The sequence below is a fragment of the Microcystis sp. LE19-195.1E genome (genome assembly GCF_027532095.1).
Classification (GTDB): Bacteria; Cyanobacteriota; Cyanobacteriia; order Cyanobacteriales; family Microcystaceae; genus Microcystis; species Microcystis aeruginosa.
On the sequence record NZ_JAPZSZ010000088.1, the window covers coordinates 33332 to 50192 of the forward strand.

Genomic DNA, 16861 nt, shown 5'->3' on the forward strand with positions numbered 1-16861 from the left:
GGGGGGTCTGGTTTTTTGCCTCTTATTTCCCCTGTGTGTTTTCTTTTTTGGTTGGTTATCCTTCGCTCTTGGGATGAGTTGTGCTTTCCCAGTCAATGTTCGACAGAGGAGGAAATAATCAAGTTTATCCTATCAATGATTTCGTTTTTTGGGGGAGGATTCGCCGTACCTATATTCCTCAGTTGTGCCGTGGGAAAAGCCGTTAGATTTGGGTTAAGTCGGAGAAAAAATAACCGAACTTAAACATAAGTTCGGCTAGATTTATAATCTATTTAACAACTGGATAAAACTAACTTTCTGTCGCCGTTGCCGTGCTGGGGGGTAACTTAATATTAGTAGCTAATCCCAGAATTTGCAGCAGACGAATGGTCATCCAAGTCAGGTCAACTTCCCACCATTGTAGACCATGACGGGCAGAATACTGATAGGCATGGTGATTATTGTGCCAACCTTCACCAAAAGTTAAGAGAGCAACCCACCAACAATTTTTAGAATTATCGTGGGATTCATGGCTAACATAACCAAATTTGTGGGTGGCGCTATTGACAAACCAAGTGGAGTGGAAAACTAAGACCAAGCGAACAAAAATTCCCCAAATTACAAACGGCCAACCACCTATAGCATAGAGAATTAAGCCTAAAACAATTTGGATAGGAACAAAATAATTTTGACAGAATTTATAGAAAGGATCGTCGGCGATATCTTGGGTAAAACGAGCGATTTCTTCGTCGGCAGGAATTTCGTGCAGCATCCAACCCATGTGACTCCACCAGAAACCTTTATTAGAATCGTGGGGATCGGGAGCAGTATCAGAATATTTATGATGAATACGATGTAAACCTATCCATGCGATCGCACCCCCCTGACAAGCGAGGGTCCCGCAGAAAACCAGAAAGTATTCTAACCATTTGGGAGTCTTAAAACTCCGATGGGAGACCAAACGATGAAAACCGAGGGTAATTCCTAAACCCCCGGTAATCCAATAGAGAATCAATGTCACTCCCACAGCACCCCAGCTAAAATTGCTAGGCAAGAAGGCTAAAAGAGCCACTAAGTGGATAAAAGCCATGTAGATGAGAGTCACCCAGTCAATGGGAAGTTTTTCGGAAGTCGCAACAGTCATTGAATAACCCAAAGGGAAACAACAGGAGACAGAGCATCATTGTCTTATCTGTCTCGATTTGACACAGGGGGAACTTTGACGCTTAATAAATAGTAACAAATATCACAGTCTATTGTTTGATGGATATCCCCTCTCTACTCCACAGGGCAGAAAAGGCCCTACTCCCCATCTTTTCGGAAATTGACGCACAGGTCAAGGAAAATCTCCGTCAAGTCCTCACTGCTTTCCGTGCAAACCGCGTCGGGGTGCATCATTTTGCCAGTGTTAGCGGTTATGGTCATGATGACTTGGGACGGGATACTTTAGATCAAGTGTTCGCCCAAGCCCTGGGGGCCGAAAAGGCAGCGGTGCGGGTACAATTTGTTTCAGGAACCCATGCGATCGCCTGTTCCTTGTATGGGGTTCTTCGACCGGGGGATGAGATGTTAGCGGTAGCCGGTGCGCCCTACGATACTCTAGAGGAAGTAATTGGGATTAGGGGCAGTGGTCAAGGTTCTTTAAAGGATTTTGGCGTTAGTTATCGGCAATTAGAGCTAGATTCTACCGGTGCGATCGATTGGTTGTCCTTGGCAACAGCAGTTAAACCCCAAACCCGTTTAGTACATATTCAAAGATCCTGCGGTTATTCCTGGCGATCGAGTTTGTCTATTGACGAAATCGAGAGAATTGTCCGTATAGTTAAACAACAAAACCCGAATACGGTCTGTTTTGTCGATAATTGCTATGGAGAATTTATCAACACCCAAGAACCCACCCACGTGGGGGCAGATCTGATGGCCGGTTCTCTAATTAAAAATCCCGGAGGTACAATCGTCACGGCCGGGGGATACATAGCAGGTAAAGCGGAATTAGTGGAAATGGCCTGCTATCGTCTGACAGCACCAGGTATCGGTAGCGAGGGAGGGGCAACTTTTGACCAAAATCGTCTTCTTTATCAGGGATTGTTTCTAGCACCGCAAATGGTGGGAGAAGCGATGAAAGGCAGTCATTTAATTGCCTATGTGGGCGATAAGTTGGGTTATCCAGTCAATCCGGCTCCTTTTGTGCCTCGACGCGATATTATTCAAGCGATTAAACTCGGTTCCCCCGATAAGCTGATTGCCTTCTGTAAAGCCATTCAAGCCTATTCTCCCATCGGTTCCTACTTGGATCCCATTCCTGCCCAAATGCCGGGCTATGAGAGCCAAGTAGTGATGGCTGGTGGCACGTTTATCGATGGTAGCACCTCGGAATTCTCCGCCGATGGACCCCTACGGGAACCCTATATCGTTTTTTGTCAGGGGGGAACCCATTGGACTCATATTTCCCTGGCCCTAGAACAAGCGATCGCAGCTTTATCTTGAATGGTTCCTCTCACCTTCCTTCTCTCCCCTAGTTAAATTCCTAACTTCCTGTCTTTGTGGTTAACAAAAAGTAAAACGTAGGGTGCGTTAGACGGCCAAAATTGCTGCTGTGACTGGAAGGTAACAATCCCTCGTAACGCACCACCTATCATCCACTGTGATTGTGTGATGGACTATGATTGAAGTAACGCACCACCTATCATCAACTAAGTAGCCAATTACAATTAAAGATAAAATACAAAGAACCAGAAGCTTGTCCCACTATCTAAAAATTAATTGAGATTACTTACTTATAATAACAGTGGTACGATAAAACCGATCAAATATCTCAGGAGTTGTCATGAATTACAATCGCAATATAATACCATTAATGGCGGGGGGAATTTTAATATTAGCTTTTACTACCATACTGCGCCCTTTTGCCGTTATTGATACTGGCGAACGCGGCGTTGTCATGTACTTTGGCAAAGTGCAAAAACAAATCCTCGATGAAGGAATTCATCCCGTTATACCGATTGTCACCAAGATCAAGCCCATCAACGTTCGAGTCCAAACAACGGAAGTAAAGGCAAAAGGCTCTTCCAAAGATTTGCAAGATGTGGAAACAACTATTATCGTTAACTGGCACATCGACCCCGACAAAGTCAATCAGATTTATCAACAAGTTGGGGATATCAATGTGATTGTCTCCAGTATTATCAACCCAGCAGTATCGGAAATTGTCAAAGCAGCAACAGCACAACGTCCCGTACAAAATATCTTGCAAGAGCGAGGAGAACTCAAACGTGAAATTGACAATTCCCTCGCCCAAAGATTAAGACGTTATGGGATAATTATCAATGATGTATCTCTCGTTAATTTTGGTTTTTCCGAAGAGTTTAACGCGGCGATTGAAGCCAAACAAGTAGCAGAACAAAAGGCACAAGAAGCAGCTTTTCGCGCACAACAAGCAGCACAGGAAGCGAAAGCGGAAATCAACCGCGCGAAGGGACAGGCAGAAGCTCAAAAACTATTGCGCCAAAACCTAACAGCAGAAATTTTACAACAACGAGCAATCGAAAAGTGGGATGGACGTTTTCCCGTCGTCATGACTGGTTCAGGCTCCCTTCCCCTGATTAACATCGATTCCAATTTATTATCATCTCAAAAAGAGTAAATAACTTTAGTTCGCGTTAAAGAGATTTTGCCATGACTTCCACGAAAGAATAAGTCCGACCGGCCACGGTAAAATTTCCCACAAGAACTGCTGGGGCCGCATCTTAACTTTGTAGAAATATCGACAATCGGGAATTATCAGTGACTCTTAAATTATTCCCAATATATGAACAACCACAGGTGTGCATCGTAGATTGACAAAAATGAGATGCACTCAATGCTCGAACTTGTCTAACTCGATGCCAGACGGGAAAATAAGCACAAATTTAACTATACTCATTACAATATAAATATCAACGACCACGATAAAAAAACTCTTATGCGGGTAACTCTAAAATCGGCCTTGAGTGACAGTCATATCGATGCTAATCAAAACAGCAGTCAACGTCAACTGATGCTCTCGATCGCCGCCACCAGTGAACAGATCAACACAAATTTACCGATTAATCTTTGTTTAGTTCTCGATCATAGCGGTTCTATGCAGGGAAAACCGCTAGAAACGGTCAAAAAAGCGGCCTTCAGTTTAATAGAATCCCTCGGGGTTAACGATCGTCTCTCGGTCATAGCTTTCGATCATCGCGCCAAAGTTATTCTTCCCTCCCAATCGCGAGAGGATGATCTGACCTTAATTCGCTCAAAAATTCAACAATTACAAGCGGGAGGAGGTACGGCGATCGATGAAGGGATAAAATTAGGTATTCAAGAAAGTTCTACCGGCAGCAAAGGTTATGTGTCTCATATTTTTCTGCTTACCGATGGTGAAAATGAACACGGAAATAATCAACGCTGTTTAAAATTAGCCGAAGTGGCGGCCGAGTACGGTATCACCTTAAATACCTTCGGTTTTGGCGATCATTGGAATCAAGATATCCTAGAAAAAATTGCCGATATCGCTGGCGGAAGTTTATCTTATATCGAAAGACCCGAACAGGCTTTAATTGAATTTACTCGTCTATTTAACCGTTTGCAATCTGTCCGGTTAACTAACGCTTTCCTGCAATTAGAATTAGATGCTCGGACTCATTTAGCCGACTTAAAACCCATTGCCCAAGTTGCCCCAGAAACTATAGAAATGAGCCTACAAAAAGAGGGCAATTTTTACATCACCCGTTTGGGTGATTTAATGATAGATGAAGAAAAAATTCTCCTCCTCAATCTCTATATTGACCAAATTCCCCCCGGTACTCACACCATAGCTAAGGTGAAGATTCGCTACGATGATCCCGCTTCCGGTCAAAAAGGGCTAGAAACTGCGACTGTTAGCCTTAATATCGCCTCCCAAGCTATCTATCAATCCCAATTAAACGATCAAGTTCAGAAATCGATTCTGACTTTAGCCAAATATCGTCAAACCCAAATCGCTGAAGAAAAATTAAAACAGGGCGATCGAGCAGCCGCCGCTACCATGCTACAAACTGCGGCCAAAACCGCCTTACAATTGGGAGAAAAAAACGCCGCCACTGTCCTCCAAACTAATGCCACCCGTTTACAGGTGGGAGAAGAATTGAGCGAGGGAGATTTAAAGAAAACCCGCATTATTGCTAAAACAAGACTACAAACCGATGAATAAACCAATCATTGGCATAAAATCCCGATTCCTAGCCAAGCAATAATCCCCCCGAAAATCGCCCGCAAGTTAATCCGATCCCCCATCATGGCAGCGATCGGCAAGACAAATATTCGAGAGTTTTTAGTCGAGGCTTTGGCTACCAGTTCCCTTGCCGTTATCTCCTCAAACAACAGTATTAACTCGCCGTCGGCGATCGAGCCATTGTTGTAAAATAATCGCCGCCGCTTCCCGATCGATCGCTCCCTTATCCCAAGAGGAAAACTGTTTTTTGGCTTTTAAGAATTCTTCCGCCTCTAGGGACGTGCAACGCTCATCAATGTATTCGAGGGGCAAATCTAAGGCGATCGCTAGTTTCTGGGCGTATTTTTGCACCTGTTGGGCCTGAAATCCTAACTCTCCGGCCATGGTATAGGGCAGTCCCGCCACCAAAATCTTAATATTTCTTTCCTTGACAATTGCCTCAAACTGTGATATTTCTGCAACAAAAGAAGAACGGATAATCGTGGTTAAACCGGTGGCGATTAAACCTGTACCGTCACATCCTGCCACTCCTACCCGTTTTTTGCCGATATCTAAGCCGAGGGCGGCGACTCTTTCCATCACACTGGATGCCCCTGATCGGGGGGGTCTGAGGGCGGTTTGACCGGGGGAAGTTCCCCCGGACTGTCGAGGGGGTCCAGGGGGGGATTATTGGGCCATTTTAACCAAGACATCCGACTAGGGATAGGAGTTCGCGGCACCGGTTGTAAACCCTGCAGCATTTCTGCGAGGGCGGAATTTTCTGGCTTAGTTTCGCGGATTTTGTGCCATACCGAGCGCGACATCATCAGGGTGTGGGAACTGCGGATCGCTCCCAATTGTTCCAGATATTCCCGTCTTTCGTGCTGATAATCGGCAGATATCAACTCTAGCGAGCGAGGGGGATACTTGCGAGTGATCTGGGCCATCTGGATTAATAACTTAGGATAGAGCCAAGTGTAGGCGGGATGGACAATTAATTTCGCTTGATGGGGTCGCTCATCCCGATTAGATAGAATTAATTCAAAATAACCGATCGCCGCTTTTCGTTGCGGTTCAAAAACGTAACCGCGACTAATTTGCGGACTGCCGCACCAACTTTGACAGCGATAGAGCAAACTATCAACTAAACTGATTTTAAAATCCTGGATATGGCGATCAAATACCTGACGCAGTAGCGGCGGCATAGACACACAATCTAACTGATAAAGTAATTGAGCGTCAGCATTGCTCACGGGCAGTAAATTCGGTAAATCTGCCTCTTGTTTGCTCAATTCCTGTAATAATTGCGGCGGTAAAGACCAATAGGTTAATTCCGCCAAAGGCTGAAAACCGTGTTGCCGGAAAAGTGCCAAACTGTCCTTTTGATTGATATTAACCTCTAACACCCAGGTGCGCGCTTCCCAAACCGTTTCTAGACAATAACGCAGTAATTGCGCCCCGATGCCCTTGGGTTCGCTTAAAGACTCCGCCGGATGCACCCGCACCTGTTCCACCCGCCAAGTGCTGCGACTACTATTAAAAGGGGTGACTTGGATTGCCCCGCGAATTTTCCCTTCTTCTCCCCGATTGGCCATGGACTCAGCCACATAGACATGAAAACGGTGTTGGAGAGGATTGGGAAAAAAACTGAGAATTTTAAACAACCCAAACCAAGGCCGCACCTGCTGCACCTGCGTGCGGAAATTTTGGGCGCGACGATCAATATCCTCATCGAAGTCATCCAGGGTTAAAGCTTCAATGTCTTCCAAATCCCGATATTGTACGGGACGGATCTGGCGATCGCTAAAATCGTCCCCTTGGGGAACAGGAGAAGTGGTCATGGCTCTGGGGTAAATATCGTCTATGCACCTATCTTACCGCAGAATCTAGAGGCACTTCCCCACCAATAACAATTTCTGAGGGATCATAGGGGACCACCACCGAAAGAACACCTCGATCGGTCGCTGGGGTTTTTTGGGCCAAATTTCCGATCATGACAATTCGATGCTACAATAACGGACGGTTAATCAGTCCGAATTTGCAGTAAAAGTCTTTGAGTCAATCTGTAGATACCACTAACACCCTAGACACTCTAGCTCAAGAACTAGCCGCCATTCAGCAGACCGGTTCTAAGCGCGTCGCTTTATTGGGTTCCCGTCACGTTCCCATCACGCACCAGCAATTGATCGAAATGATGGCCTATGCCCTCGTGCTGGCGGGCAATCGGATTATGACCTCCGGGGCGACGGGAACCAATTCCGCCGTCATTAAGGGGGCAATGCGGGCAGATCCTAATCTGTTAACCGTGATCTTACCCCAAAGTCTCGATCGCCAGCCCCTGGAATCCCAAGAACAACTCCAGCAGGTTATCCATCTGGTGGAATGTCCCGAAAATGACCATCTATCCCTAGGGGAAGCCAGCAGCCTCTGTAATCGCGAGATTATCAATCGTTGTCAACAGTTAATCTGTTTTGCTTTCCACGACAGTCAGACCCTTTTGCAAACCTGCGCGGAAGCGGAAGATCAACGCAAGCTAGTTACCCTATTTTATTTTGACTAAATTCAGCGATGAATCTCTCCGTCAGTGCCATTCTTCTCTATTCGATAGTGGCTGCCGCTATCTCTGTCTATCTACCTTTTCTGCTGGTCGCTTACGCTAGGGCTAAGGTGGGTTACAATACCTCCGCCCCCCGGGCAATGTTCGACCAACTCCCAGACTACGCTAAACGAGCAACTTGGGCCCATCAAAATGGTTTTGAAACCTTTATGATCTATAGTGCCGCCGCTCTCATGGCCTACGTTACAGGAGTCTCCTCCTCCCTGGCCGCTACCTGTGCGATCGCTTTCGTGATCCTCCGGCTTTTATTTTCCCTTTTTTATATCACTAATGTCCCGATCGCTCGTTCCCTGATGTTCGGTCTCGGCTCTCTCTGTACCTATACTCTCTTTGGGTTGAGTTTAATCAAGATTCAGTAGAATTCCCCAAACCAGATGCAGGAGAGTCGAAAAATGCTATAGTTCGGGAGCGGTCAAGAAGTTGCTTAACCCGAACTAAGGTTAATTCTGTTACTGATAAACCGGTAATTTGGGATTATCCACTGATAACAAACCAGTTAAAAGTGAGGCGGGTTTTTGACTGTAGGGCCAGGCAAAAGCATGACGAAAAGCCGCATCTTGACAAGCTTGTAATTGTCGAAAATCGATCACGTCCAGGGTGAGTAAATTTTCGTACTCGAAGGGCAGCCGGACATTGTGTAAACCGGCATTATCGGTACAGATAGCAATATCAACCCCCGCTTCAAAACAGCGATCAAAGACTATCTTTAATTGCGATAAACTTTTGAGGGTGCCAGTTTTTAAATAGGTGGTGGGACAGACTTCTAAACATTGATGACGACGGGCAACTTCCGGCAGCAATTCCGGATATTGTAGGGGAATTTGAATACCGTGACCAATTCTTTGCAGATAGGGCAGTAATTGGGGATAACAACCGTCCTTTGTTTCGTAAAGATGGCCGGTGGTATTTAAACCCTCTTCCCTGGCATAACTGTATAAACCAGCAAATTCCTCTAGTCGAGTTTGGTAGTAGGAATCACCCCCGGCAATATCGATCGCACAGACGTATTCTTTCATCTCTAGGGCCAGATCAACGATCGCTTTGTTGACTTCGGAGGGAAGTCGCGAGTGCATACAGAGAATTTGACTGGTAATAATCGGATATTCGCTCATTTTCGAGGCTTGACCGACGATCTCGACAATCGAGCGCATTTGCTCGATTCGCTCTGTTTGGTTCAAATGTTCGTCGGTGCGATAGTAGGGAGTATAGCGCAATTCTAAATAGGCAAGATTCTCGAAGATGTAAGCGCCGCGAATCAGACGATAGATAAAATAGGGCAAAGTTTGGGCGGTTTGAACACTTTCGACTAGGGTATGTAATTCCAAATACTCATCTAAACTATTGCGTTCACGGGTGTAAAATTCCTCAAAAGCGGGGTATTCCTGGAATTTGGCCGCTAAATCCCGCTCATGTCTGTGAAAGTAGCGCCAGAGAATTCTCGGTACTACCGATCCCCCTAAATGCCGATGCAAATCTGCGTATAAAGCCACAACTCCGATGCTCCTTAGTCTCTCAAATGTTCCTTAAATATAACGAAGTTTTACAATTGTTTGACAATCGTTCCCAAATAGTATCAGTACCTATCCGGTGATCGGTTGGGTGTTGGGGAGCGGGGAGATAGTGAACAGTCGCTAGTGCAAGGCTCAGATCTGATCACCGATCACTGATTCAAGGCTGACAGCTAGAATAAGGTCATTAAACCTAAATAAAGCTTTAGGGAATAGAGGGGTGACAACATATACAATGATTGGGGTTTATCCTCAAGCAACCCTAAGCCTATGCCACGCCGTGATGACTTACAGAAAATCCTAATCTTGGGCGCTGGCCCGATTGTCATCGGACAAGCCTGTGAATTCGACTATTCGGGAACTCAAGCCTGTAAAGCCCTACGAGAAGAAGGTTATGAGGTAATTTTAGTCAATTCTAACCCCGCCTCGATCATGACCGATCCAGAAATGGCCGATCGCACCTACATTGAACCAATTCTGCCGGAAATTGTCGAGAAAATTATCGCCAAAGAACGTCCTGATGCGATTCTACCGACTATGGGCGGCCAAACTGCCCTCAATACTGCCGTAGCTTTGGCCAAAAGCGGCGTTTTAGAAAAATATAACGTGGAACTGATCGGGGCAAAACTTCCCGCTATTGAAAAAGCCGAAGATAGGGAACTATTCAAAAAAGCAATGGAGAAAATCGGTGTTCCCGTTTGTCCTTCGGGGATTGCCAACAATTTAGAAGAGGCAAAAGCGATCGCCCATCAGATCGGTTCCTATCCTCTCATTATCCGGCCGGCCTTCACTTTAGGAGGAACGGGGGGCGGTATTGCCTATAACCAAGAAGAATTTGAACCGATGGCCCAGTATGGTCTAGATTGTTCGCCTACATCGCAAATTCTCGTCGAAAAATCTCTAATTGGCTGGAAAGAATACGAATTAGAGGTAATGCGCGATCTAGCCGATAACGTGGTGATCATCTGTTCGATCGAAAACTTTGACGCTATGGGGGTCCATACCGGCGACTCGATTACGGTTGCGCCCGCCCAAACCCTAACCGATAAAGAATACCAACGCCTCCGGGACTATTCTAAGGCAATTATTCGGGAAATTGGCGTAGAAACCGGCGGATCGAACATCCAATTCTCCGTTAATCCCACTAACGGCGACGTAATCGTGATTGAGATGAATCCCCGGGTATCCCGTTCTTCGGCCCTGGCATCGAAAGCCACGGGATTCCCGATCGCTAAATTTGCCGCTAAACTAGCAGTAGGCTACACTTTAGACGAAATTCCCAACGATATCACCAAAAAAACCCCGGCTTCCTTTGAACCGACTATCGATTACGTCGTCACCAAAATTCCTCGCTTTGCCTTCGAGAAATTCCCCGGCTCCCAACCGATTCTAACTACCCAGATGAAATCCGTCGGGGAAGCCATGGCTATCGGTCGAACTTTCCAAGAATCCTTTCAAAAAGCACTTCGATCCCTAGAAACGGGACGTTTTGGCTTTGGTTGCGATAAAGTCGAAACTCTCCCCCCCCTCTCGGAAGTCCGGGCCGGTTTGCGGACACCTAACCCCGAACGAGTTTATAGTATCTATCATGCTTTTAAATTGGGCATGAATGGGTCGGAAATCCACGAACTAACCGGGATTGATCCCTGGTTCCTCGATAAATTGGCCGATTTAATGGAAACCGAGAAGTTTCTCAAACGAACTCCCCTGAAAAGTCTCGGCAAAGAGGACCTATTCGCTATTAAACAACAGGGATTTAGCGATCGCCAAATCGCCTTCGCCACCAACAGCAGCGAGGACGAAGTAAGAAGTTATCGCAAGGGTTTGGGTATTGTTCCAGTCTATAAAATGGTGGACACCTGCGCGGCAGAATTTGAAGCCCTAACACCCTACTATTATTCCACCTACGAACAGGTAGAATCGGAAGTTTTACCCTCCGATAAACGTAAAGTGATGATCCTCGGTGGTGGTCCTAATCGCATCGGCCAGGGGATAGAATTTGACTACTGTTGTTGTCATGCCGCTTTTTCCCTCAGTAACGCCGGTTTTGAGACGATTATGGTCAACTCTAACCCGGAAACTGTCTCCACCGATTACGATACCAGCGATCGCCTTTACTTTGAACCCCTGACCAAAGAGGATGTCTTAAATATCATCGAAGCGGAACAACCAGAGGGTTTAATTATTCAATTCGGTGGGCAAACTCCCTTAAAACTGGCGGTTCCCCTGCAAAAATATTTAGAATCGCCTAATTGTCCCGTAAATACCAAAATTTGGGGAACTTCACCCGATTCGATCGATGCCGCCGAAGATCGGGAACGTTTTGAAAAAATCCTCCGAGAATTAGATATCCGACAACCCCTCAACGGTATTGCCCGCAATTTCCAAGAATCCCAAGCGGTGGCTCAACGCATCGGTTATCCTGTGGTAGTACGTCCGTCCTACGTTTTGGGCGGTCGGGCGATGGAAATCGTCTATTCCGATAGCGAATTGGAACGCTATATGAAGTACGCAGTACAGATAGAACCGGATCACCCGATTTTAATCGATAAATTCCTCGAAAATGCCATCGAAGTGGATGTGGATGCCCTCTCAGATGCCACGGGAACGGTAGTTATCGGGGGATTAATGGAACATATCGAACAAGCGGGCGTACATTCGGGCGATTCTGCCTGTTCTATCCCCCATACGTCCCTGAGCGCCTCGGTTTTAACCACAATTCGACAATGGACGGTGGAACTAGCGAAAGCTTTAAAAGTAATCGGTTTGATGAATATCCAGTATGCGGTGCAGGGGGAGACAGTTTATATCTTAGAAGCGAATCCCCGCGCTAGTCGTACTGTTCCCTACGTTTCCAAAGCAACGGGAGTTCCTCTGGCAAAAGTTGCCTCCCTCGTCATGTCGGGCAAAACCCTAGCAGAATTGGGCATCATCAGCGAAGCAATTCCCCGTCATATCGCCGTGAAAGAAGCGGTTTTACCCTTCCAGAAGTTCCCCGGTGCTGATACTCTCCTGGGACCAGAAATGCGTTCTACAGGGGAAGTAATGGGGATTGACAGCGATTTTGGCAAAGCTTTCGCTAAAGCGGAAATGGCCGCTGGCGTGATTTTAGCCACCAGTGGGACGGTTTTTGTCTCGATGAACGATCGCGATAAAACCCCCATGGTTCCCGTAGTTAAGGATCTGCAATCCCTCGGTTTTCGCGTCGTCGCCACTTCCGGAACTCGTGAAGTTTTGTTAGAAAACGGTTGCGAAAATATCGATTTAGTGCTAAAGATTCACGAAGGCCGCCCCCACGTTATCGATTGGATCAAAAATGACTGGATTCAGTTTATTGTCAATACTCCCAGTGGTGAAGAATCCCAAAACGATGGCCGACAAATTCGCCGCACTGCCCTCGATTATAAGTTACCAATTATCACCACTATCGCCGGGGCAAAAGCGACAGTAGCGGCCTTAAAATCCCTGCAATCCCAACCTTTAGAGGTGAAAGCTTTACAGGATTATCTCGCCTAATTTCAGTTATCAGTTATCAGTTATCAGTTAGAAAGGGGATATAGGGATTTAGGGAAATTTCAGCCAAATACCCCACACCCCACACCCCACACCCCACACCCCACACCCCACTTCCTAATTCCCATGACCGATACTCTAAACGATTATAAAAACCTAATTAGTGAACTGATTAACCGTTATAAAAACCGCGTCGATTTTCTGACAATTCGTCTGGAAGAAGCGCGGGGGACAAATATTCTACTACGTTCCGAACGAGTGGAAACCCTCAGCGAAGGTATTGCTATCGGTGGTCAGGTACGCGCCTGTTATAAAGGAGGTTGGGGATTTGCCAGCTTTAATCAATTATCCAGTTTACAGGAACGATTAGAAGATGCGATCGCTGCTGCCCGTTTAATTGGGGAAGAAGAAACCCTGATTGCTCCGGTAGAACCTGTAATTATTAGTTGTGAATTGCCTTTAACAGGAACGGATCCCCGTTTAGTACCATTAGCTGATAAAAAAGCCCTCTGCGATCGCTATAATAACTTACTGCGTCAACACCATTCCAGTATTGCCACCACTTCCGTCCGTTACAGCGATAGCAGTCAACATATTCTTTTAGCCACTTCTGACGGGACTTTAATCGAACAAAAATGGTCAGACTTAGAAATGCGTTTTTCGGCCACCGCTAGGGATGGGGACAGCGTACAAACAGGCCGGGAAACCACGGGATCCCGAAAAGCTTTCGAGGATCTGGTCAATTTAGAAGAACAGGTGCAAGGGTCGGCTAAACGGGCCCTACAAGCCCTAGTTTTGCCCCCTGTCAAGGGCGATACCTACACCGTCGTCATCGATCCCATTTTAACCGGTCTGTTCGTCCATGAGGCTTTTGGCCACCTTTCCGAGGCAGATATGTTATACGAAAATCCCGACCTTTTGGAAGTGATGAGTATGGGCAAACGTTTTGGACCAGATAACCTGCAAATCTTTGACGGGGCCTATCCGGAAGGTCATCGGGGCAGTTATTTTTATGACGATGAGGGAACCCCCGCGACCACGACTCAGTTAATTAAAGATGGGGTTTTGGTGGGAAGACTGCATTCGCGGGAAACGGCGGGCAAATTAGGCGAAAAACCGACCGGTAACGCCCGTTGTCTCAATTATCATTATCCGCCCATTGTCCGCATGACCAACACTTGGATTGAACGGGGAACCACTGCCGTTAAAGAGTTATTTTCGGGGATAAAAACGGGAGTTTATGCCCAAAATTGGCAGGGAGGCATGACTAACGGCGAAATGTTCACTTTTAGTGCCGGGGAAGCTTGGATGATTCGCGATGGAGAAATTGCTGAACCCGTTAAAGATGTGACTCTCTCCGGTAATGTCTTTAAAACCCTAGCCAATATTGAGGCAATTGCTGATGATTTCTACTGGGACGAGTCAGGAGGCTGCGGAAAAGGGGGTCAAAGTGGTTTACCCGTCGGCTGCGGTGGCCCCAGTCTCCGTATCCGCGATGTGGTCGTCGGGGGAGAAGCCGATATTTAAGGTAATCAGGAAACAGTAAACAGCTTCTGAGAGCAAGGGGCAACCGGCAAGAGGCTCCAAGAAAGAATCTGGCAATTCTCCTACCTAAAAAGAAGGTTAGAAACTTAATAATCGTTCAGGGGGGGACGAAATCTGGTAATCTGAGAGACATCGATGAAAAGTACCTACGGTCGATACCAACAATTAATGCTGACTCTGCTGCCCCAAGAGAGTCCTTCCACAGAGTCAAGACCAGTGGCTACTTGACCCGCTCTGAACGGTTACTAAGTAGGTAGTTGGAATTAGATATAAGATGGATAGCCTTGAAAGGCTTGCTGTGACTCAATTCCCCAGAAAATTAATTGCACCTACCTACTTATATTGTTTTTCTCTGACAGCCATGACTACCCTGCCTGATTTTAGTGCCTACGGTTATCAAGTTACTGAGCAACTCAATCAGAATCTTCAAGGAGGTATAATTACCTATAAGGCTCTTGAAATCGCCAACGAAAAGCCAGTGGTGATTAAACAGTTTCGCTTTGCTACTAGGAGTGATTGGGATAGTTACAAGGCAATTGAAAGAGAAATTGAGGTTTTACAAGGGTTAAATCATCCTGGTATTCCCCGATATTTGGCGCAATTTGATCCAAGTAATGGTTTATGTTTAGTCCAGGAATATAAAGAGGCTCAACCTTTATCAAAACTTCGTGGTTTTAGTCCTGAAGAGATCAAAAGTATTGCCACACAAGTCTTAGAAATTTTGATTTATTTGCAAAAGAGAAAGCCGAGCATTTTCCACCGCGATATTAAACCAGAAAATGTTTTAGTTGATGAGATTTCTTCTGTCTCGTCTCTTGCAGATGGGGGAGAGATAAAAGCTTATTTAATTGATTTTGGCTTGGCGAGAATTGGCAATAGTACAATGGCTTTGAGCAGTCTGATAGGGGGTACACTTGGATTTATGCCTCCCGAACAAGTCCATAATCAAAAATTAACTAAAGCTTCTGATTTATATGGATTAGGAGCGACCTTAATCTGTTTAATCACTCAAACTAAATCGGCTGATATTGGTACTTTGGTTGATTTTTCTACTAACAAAATTACTTTCAAAGACAAAGTATCTAAGTTTAGTTTAGGGTTTATTCAATGGTTAGAAAAAATGGTTGAGCCTAATCCAGCTAACCGTTACCAAAATGCCCGGTTAGCTTTGGAAGCGTTAAAATCTCTAGATTTAATCCGCATTCCAGAGGTTAGTTTAGATAAATTAGAATTAGATTTTGTAGCCAATTCCGTTGGTCAAGAACTGAGCAAAACTATCACAGTTACTAATACTATTCCTGATACTATGCTACAAGGAGAATGGTCAGTTTCTCCTCATCCTAAAGATCCGCCGCATACTCCCGATAGTCACAGTTGGATTAGTTTTTCGCCACGAAAATTTGAGAGTAATCAGGTTAATTGTTTGCTTAGGGTTGATACCAGCAAGTTAAAAGCCAATAAAAATTATGAAAGGGAGATTGTTTTAAACAGTAATGCAAGACAGGAAAAGTATTATTTAAAAGTTAAGGTTAAAACTGCCCCCCTCCAACCCAATGTTTCTCTTCCGCCTTATGGGTTTATATTAGCTTTTGGTTTAGTTTTAGCGCTCATTTCAGGTATTGGGTTACAGGTTGGGCTGTTGGAAAATGTGATTGGCAGGTGGATTGCCGTGGGGATTTTCACGGCGATTGCCCTGGGGATTTACTCGTCAAAGAATAGGCATTGGTTCGATGATCCGCTTTCGGCTTACCTGCTTTTGTTTATGTTTTTAGGAGTGTTGGGGCCGATTGGCTGGATGATTGGCGTGGTGATTGGCGTGGTGATTCGCTGGGCGAGTACGGGAGTGATTGACACTTTTGAGATTATCGACTCAATTAAGATACCGCTGGCGATTTCACTGGGGTTTGGCGTGGTGCTGGCGATTAGCTGGGCGATTGGCAGAGCAATTAGGGCAATTCCCTGGAATGGGGGGCTGGCTGTCGCTTTGTCTGTTTTGACGGCAGCTACAGGTATTTTAACAGGAATTGGTGCAGTAATTGGCTTTAATTCTTATCTGCTTGCTGGTTTAACTGCTGCTGCTTTACCCCTAGCAGGAATGTTAATTTATCCACCGTTGAAACTGGTAAGATTAAAAGCCCAACACCGCCGCCAAGAATCCCAGAATTTGATTGAACCGTAGATTTTTCCCAACCTGCTTTTTTCCAATCCTCTGCGTCAATTGCTGGTATCAATCGCAGGTGCTTCTCATCCATGCCGAAAAATGGTATTGTAAAGTTTTGTAAAAAATATATGCAAATGACTGCAAACAACTGCTAATATGGTTAGTACAAGTTTACATTGCAGTTAACATGAAACTATCAGATTATGCTAAGAAAAAAGGGATCAGTTATGACACTGCTTGGAGAATGTGGAATCGAGGGCAGTTACAAGGAGAACGTCTTCCTACAGGAACAATTATTATTTTTGAAGATGACCGTTCTTGCGGTG

The 16861-nt window shown here is 45.6% G+C and carries 14 protein-coding genes and 1 pseudogene; 9 read left to right on the forward strand and 6 right to left on the reverse strand.

Going from position 1 to position 16861, the window contains the following annotated elements; translation table 11 throughout:
• Nucleotides 1-289: 289 nt before the first annotated feature.
• Nucleotides 290-1123 carry an acyl-CoA desaturase gene (locus O9300_RS05530; protein ID WP_190722723.1) on the reverse strand — a complete coding sequence of 278 codons (834 nt, stop codon included), beginning with the start codon at nt 1121-1123 and terminating at the stop codon, nt 290-292.
• A gap of 119 nt (nt 1124-1242) precedes the next feature.
• On the opposite strand from O9300_RS05530, the gene O9300_RS05535 reads away from it, so the two are divergent.
• The 3 genes from O9300_RS05535 to O9300_RS05545 all read left to right on the forward strand — a co-directional run bounded on the left by O9300_RS05535 (nt 1243) and on the right by O9300_RS05545 (nt 5191).
• Nucleotides 1243-2466, forward strand: coding sequence for a methionine gamma-lyase family protein (locus O9300_RS05535; protein ID WP_287970474.1), 1224 nt, complete (start codon nt 1243-1245; stop codon nt 2464-2466).
• A gap of 340 nt (nt 2467-2806) precedes the next feature.
• Nucleotides 2807-3622: a prohibitin family protein gene (locus O9300_RS05540; protein ID WP_287970476.1), complete on the forward strand. Its 816-nt coding sequence runs from the start codon at nt 2807-2809 to the stop codon at nt 3620-3622.
• Between the two features lie 318 nt (nt 3623-3940).
• Nucleotides 3941-5191, forward strand: coding sequence for a vWA domain-containing protein (locus O9300_RS05545; RefSeq protein WP_287970478.1), 1251 nt, complete (start codon nt 3941-3943; stop codon nt 5189-5191).
• A gap of 5 nt (nt 5192-5196) precedes the next feature.
• On the opposite strand, the gene O9300_RS05550 is transcribed toward O9300_RS05545, so the two are convergent.
• From O9300_RS05550 to O9300_RS05565, 4 genes are read right to left on the reverse strand one after another with little or no spacing between them, the layout of a single operon-like run.
• On the reverse strand, nt 5197-5361 hold the full coding sequence (locus tag O9300_RS05550) for a hypothetical protein (RefSeq protein ID WP_287970480.1): 165 nt from the start codon (nt 5359-5361) through the stop codon (nt 5197-5199).
• Entirely contained in the window at nt 5354-5791 is a 438-nt protein-coding gene (gene ruvX / locus O9300_RS05555) for a Holliday junction resolvase RuvX (protein ID WP_287732205.1), read from the reverse strand. The genes O9300_RS05550 and ruvX overlap by 8 nt, the downstream gene beginning before the upstream one ends.
• Nucleotides 5791-7032, reverse strand: coding sequence for a GNAT family N-acetyltransferase (locus O9300_RS05560; protein ID WP_287970482.1), 1242 nt, complete (start codon nt 7030-7032; stop codon nt 5791-5793). The genes ruvX and O9300_RS05560 overlap by 1 nt, the downstream gene beginning before the upstream one ends.
• A gap of 28 nt (nt 7033-7060) precedes the next feature.
• A complete protein-coding gene (locus tag O9300_RS05565) occupies nt 7061-7186 on the reverse strand; it encodes a hypothetical protein (protein ID WP_268807312.1) in 126 nt (41 codons plus the stop codon).
• A 58-nt stretch (nt 7187-7244) separates the two neighbouring features.
• On the opposite strand from O9300_RS05565, the gene O9300_RS05570 reads away from it, so the two are divergent.
• Entirely contained in the window at nt 7245-7751 is a 507-nt protein-coding gene (locus O9300_RS05570) for a hypothetical protein (protein WP_002741066.1), read from the forward strand.
• A gap of 8 nt (nt 7752-7759) precedes the next feature.
• Nucleotides 7760-8167, forward strand: coding sequence for an MAPEG family protein (locus O9300_RS05575; protein WP_149987325.1), 408 nt, complete (start codon nt 7760-7762; stop codon nt 8165-8167).
• 90 nt (nt 8168-8257) lie between these two features.
• Here O9300_RS05575 and O9300_RS05580 read toward each other — a convergent pair whose 3' ends face one another.
• Nucleotides 8258-9298 carry an adenosine deaminase gene (locus O9300_RS05580; RefSeq protein WP_002795879.1) on the reverse strand — a complete coding sequence of 347 codons (1041 nt, stop codon included), beginning with the start codon at nt 9296-9298 and terminating at the stop codon, nt 8258-8260.
• Between the two features lie 288 nt (nt 9299-9586).
• On the opposite strand from O9300_RS05580, the gene carB reads away from it, so the two are divergent.
• The 4 genes and pseudogenes from carB to O9300_RS05600 form a co-directional block, all read left to right on the forward strand.
• On the forward strand, nt 9587-12832 hold the full coding sequence (gene carB, locus O9300_RS05585) for a carbamoyl-phosphate synthase large subunit (protein WP_287970483.1): 3246 nt from the start codon (nt 9587-9589) through the stop codon (nt 12830-12832).
• Between the two features lie 123 nt (nt 12833-12955).
• Nucleotides 12956-14356, forward strand: a complete 1401-nt coding sequence (locus O9300_RS05590; protein WP_287970485.1) for a TldD/PmbA family protein — start codon at nt 12956-12958, stop codon at nt 14354-14356.
• Nucleotides 14357-14735: 379 nt separating this feature from the next.
• Nucleotides 14736-16553 carry a serine/threonine-protein kinase gene (locus O9300_RS05595; protein ID WP_287970488.1) on the forward strand — a complete coding sequence of 606 codons (1818 nt, stop codon included), beginning with the start codon at nt 14736-14738 and terminating at the stop codon, nt 16551-16553.
• Nucleotides 16554-16722: 169 nt separating this feature from the next.
• Nucleotides 16723-16861: pseudogene (locus O9300_RS05600) on the forward strand (IS607 family transposase); the annotation flags it as partial.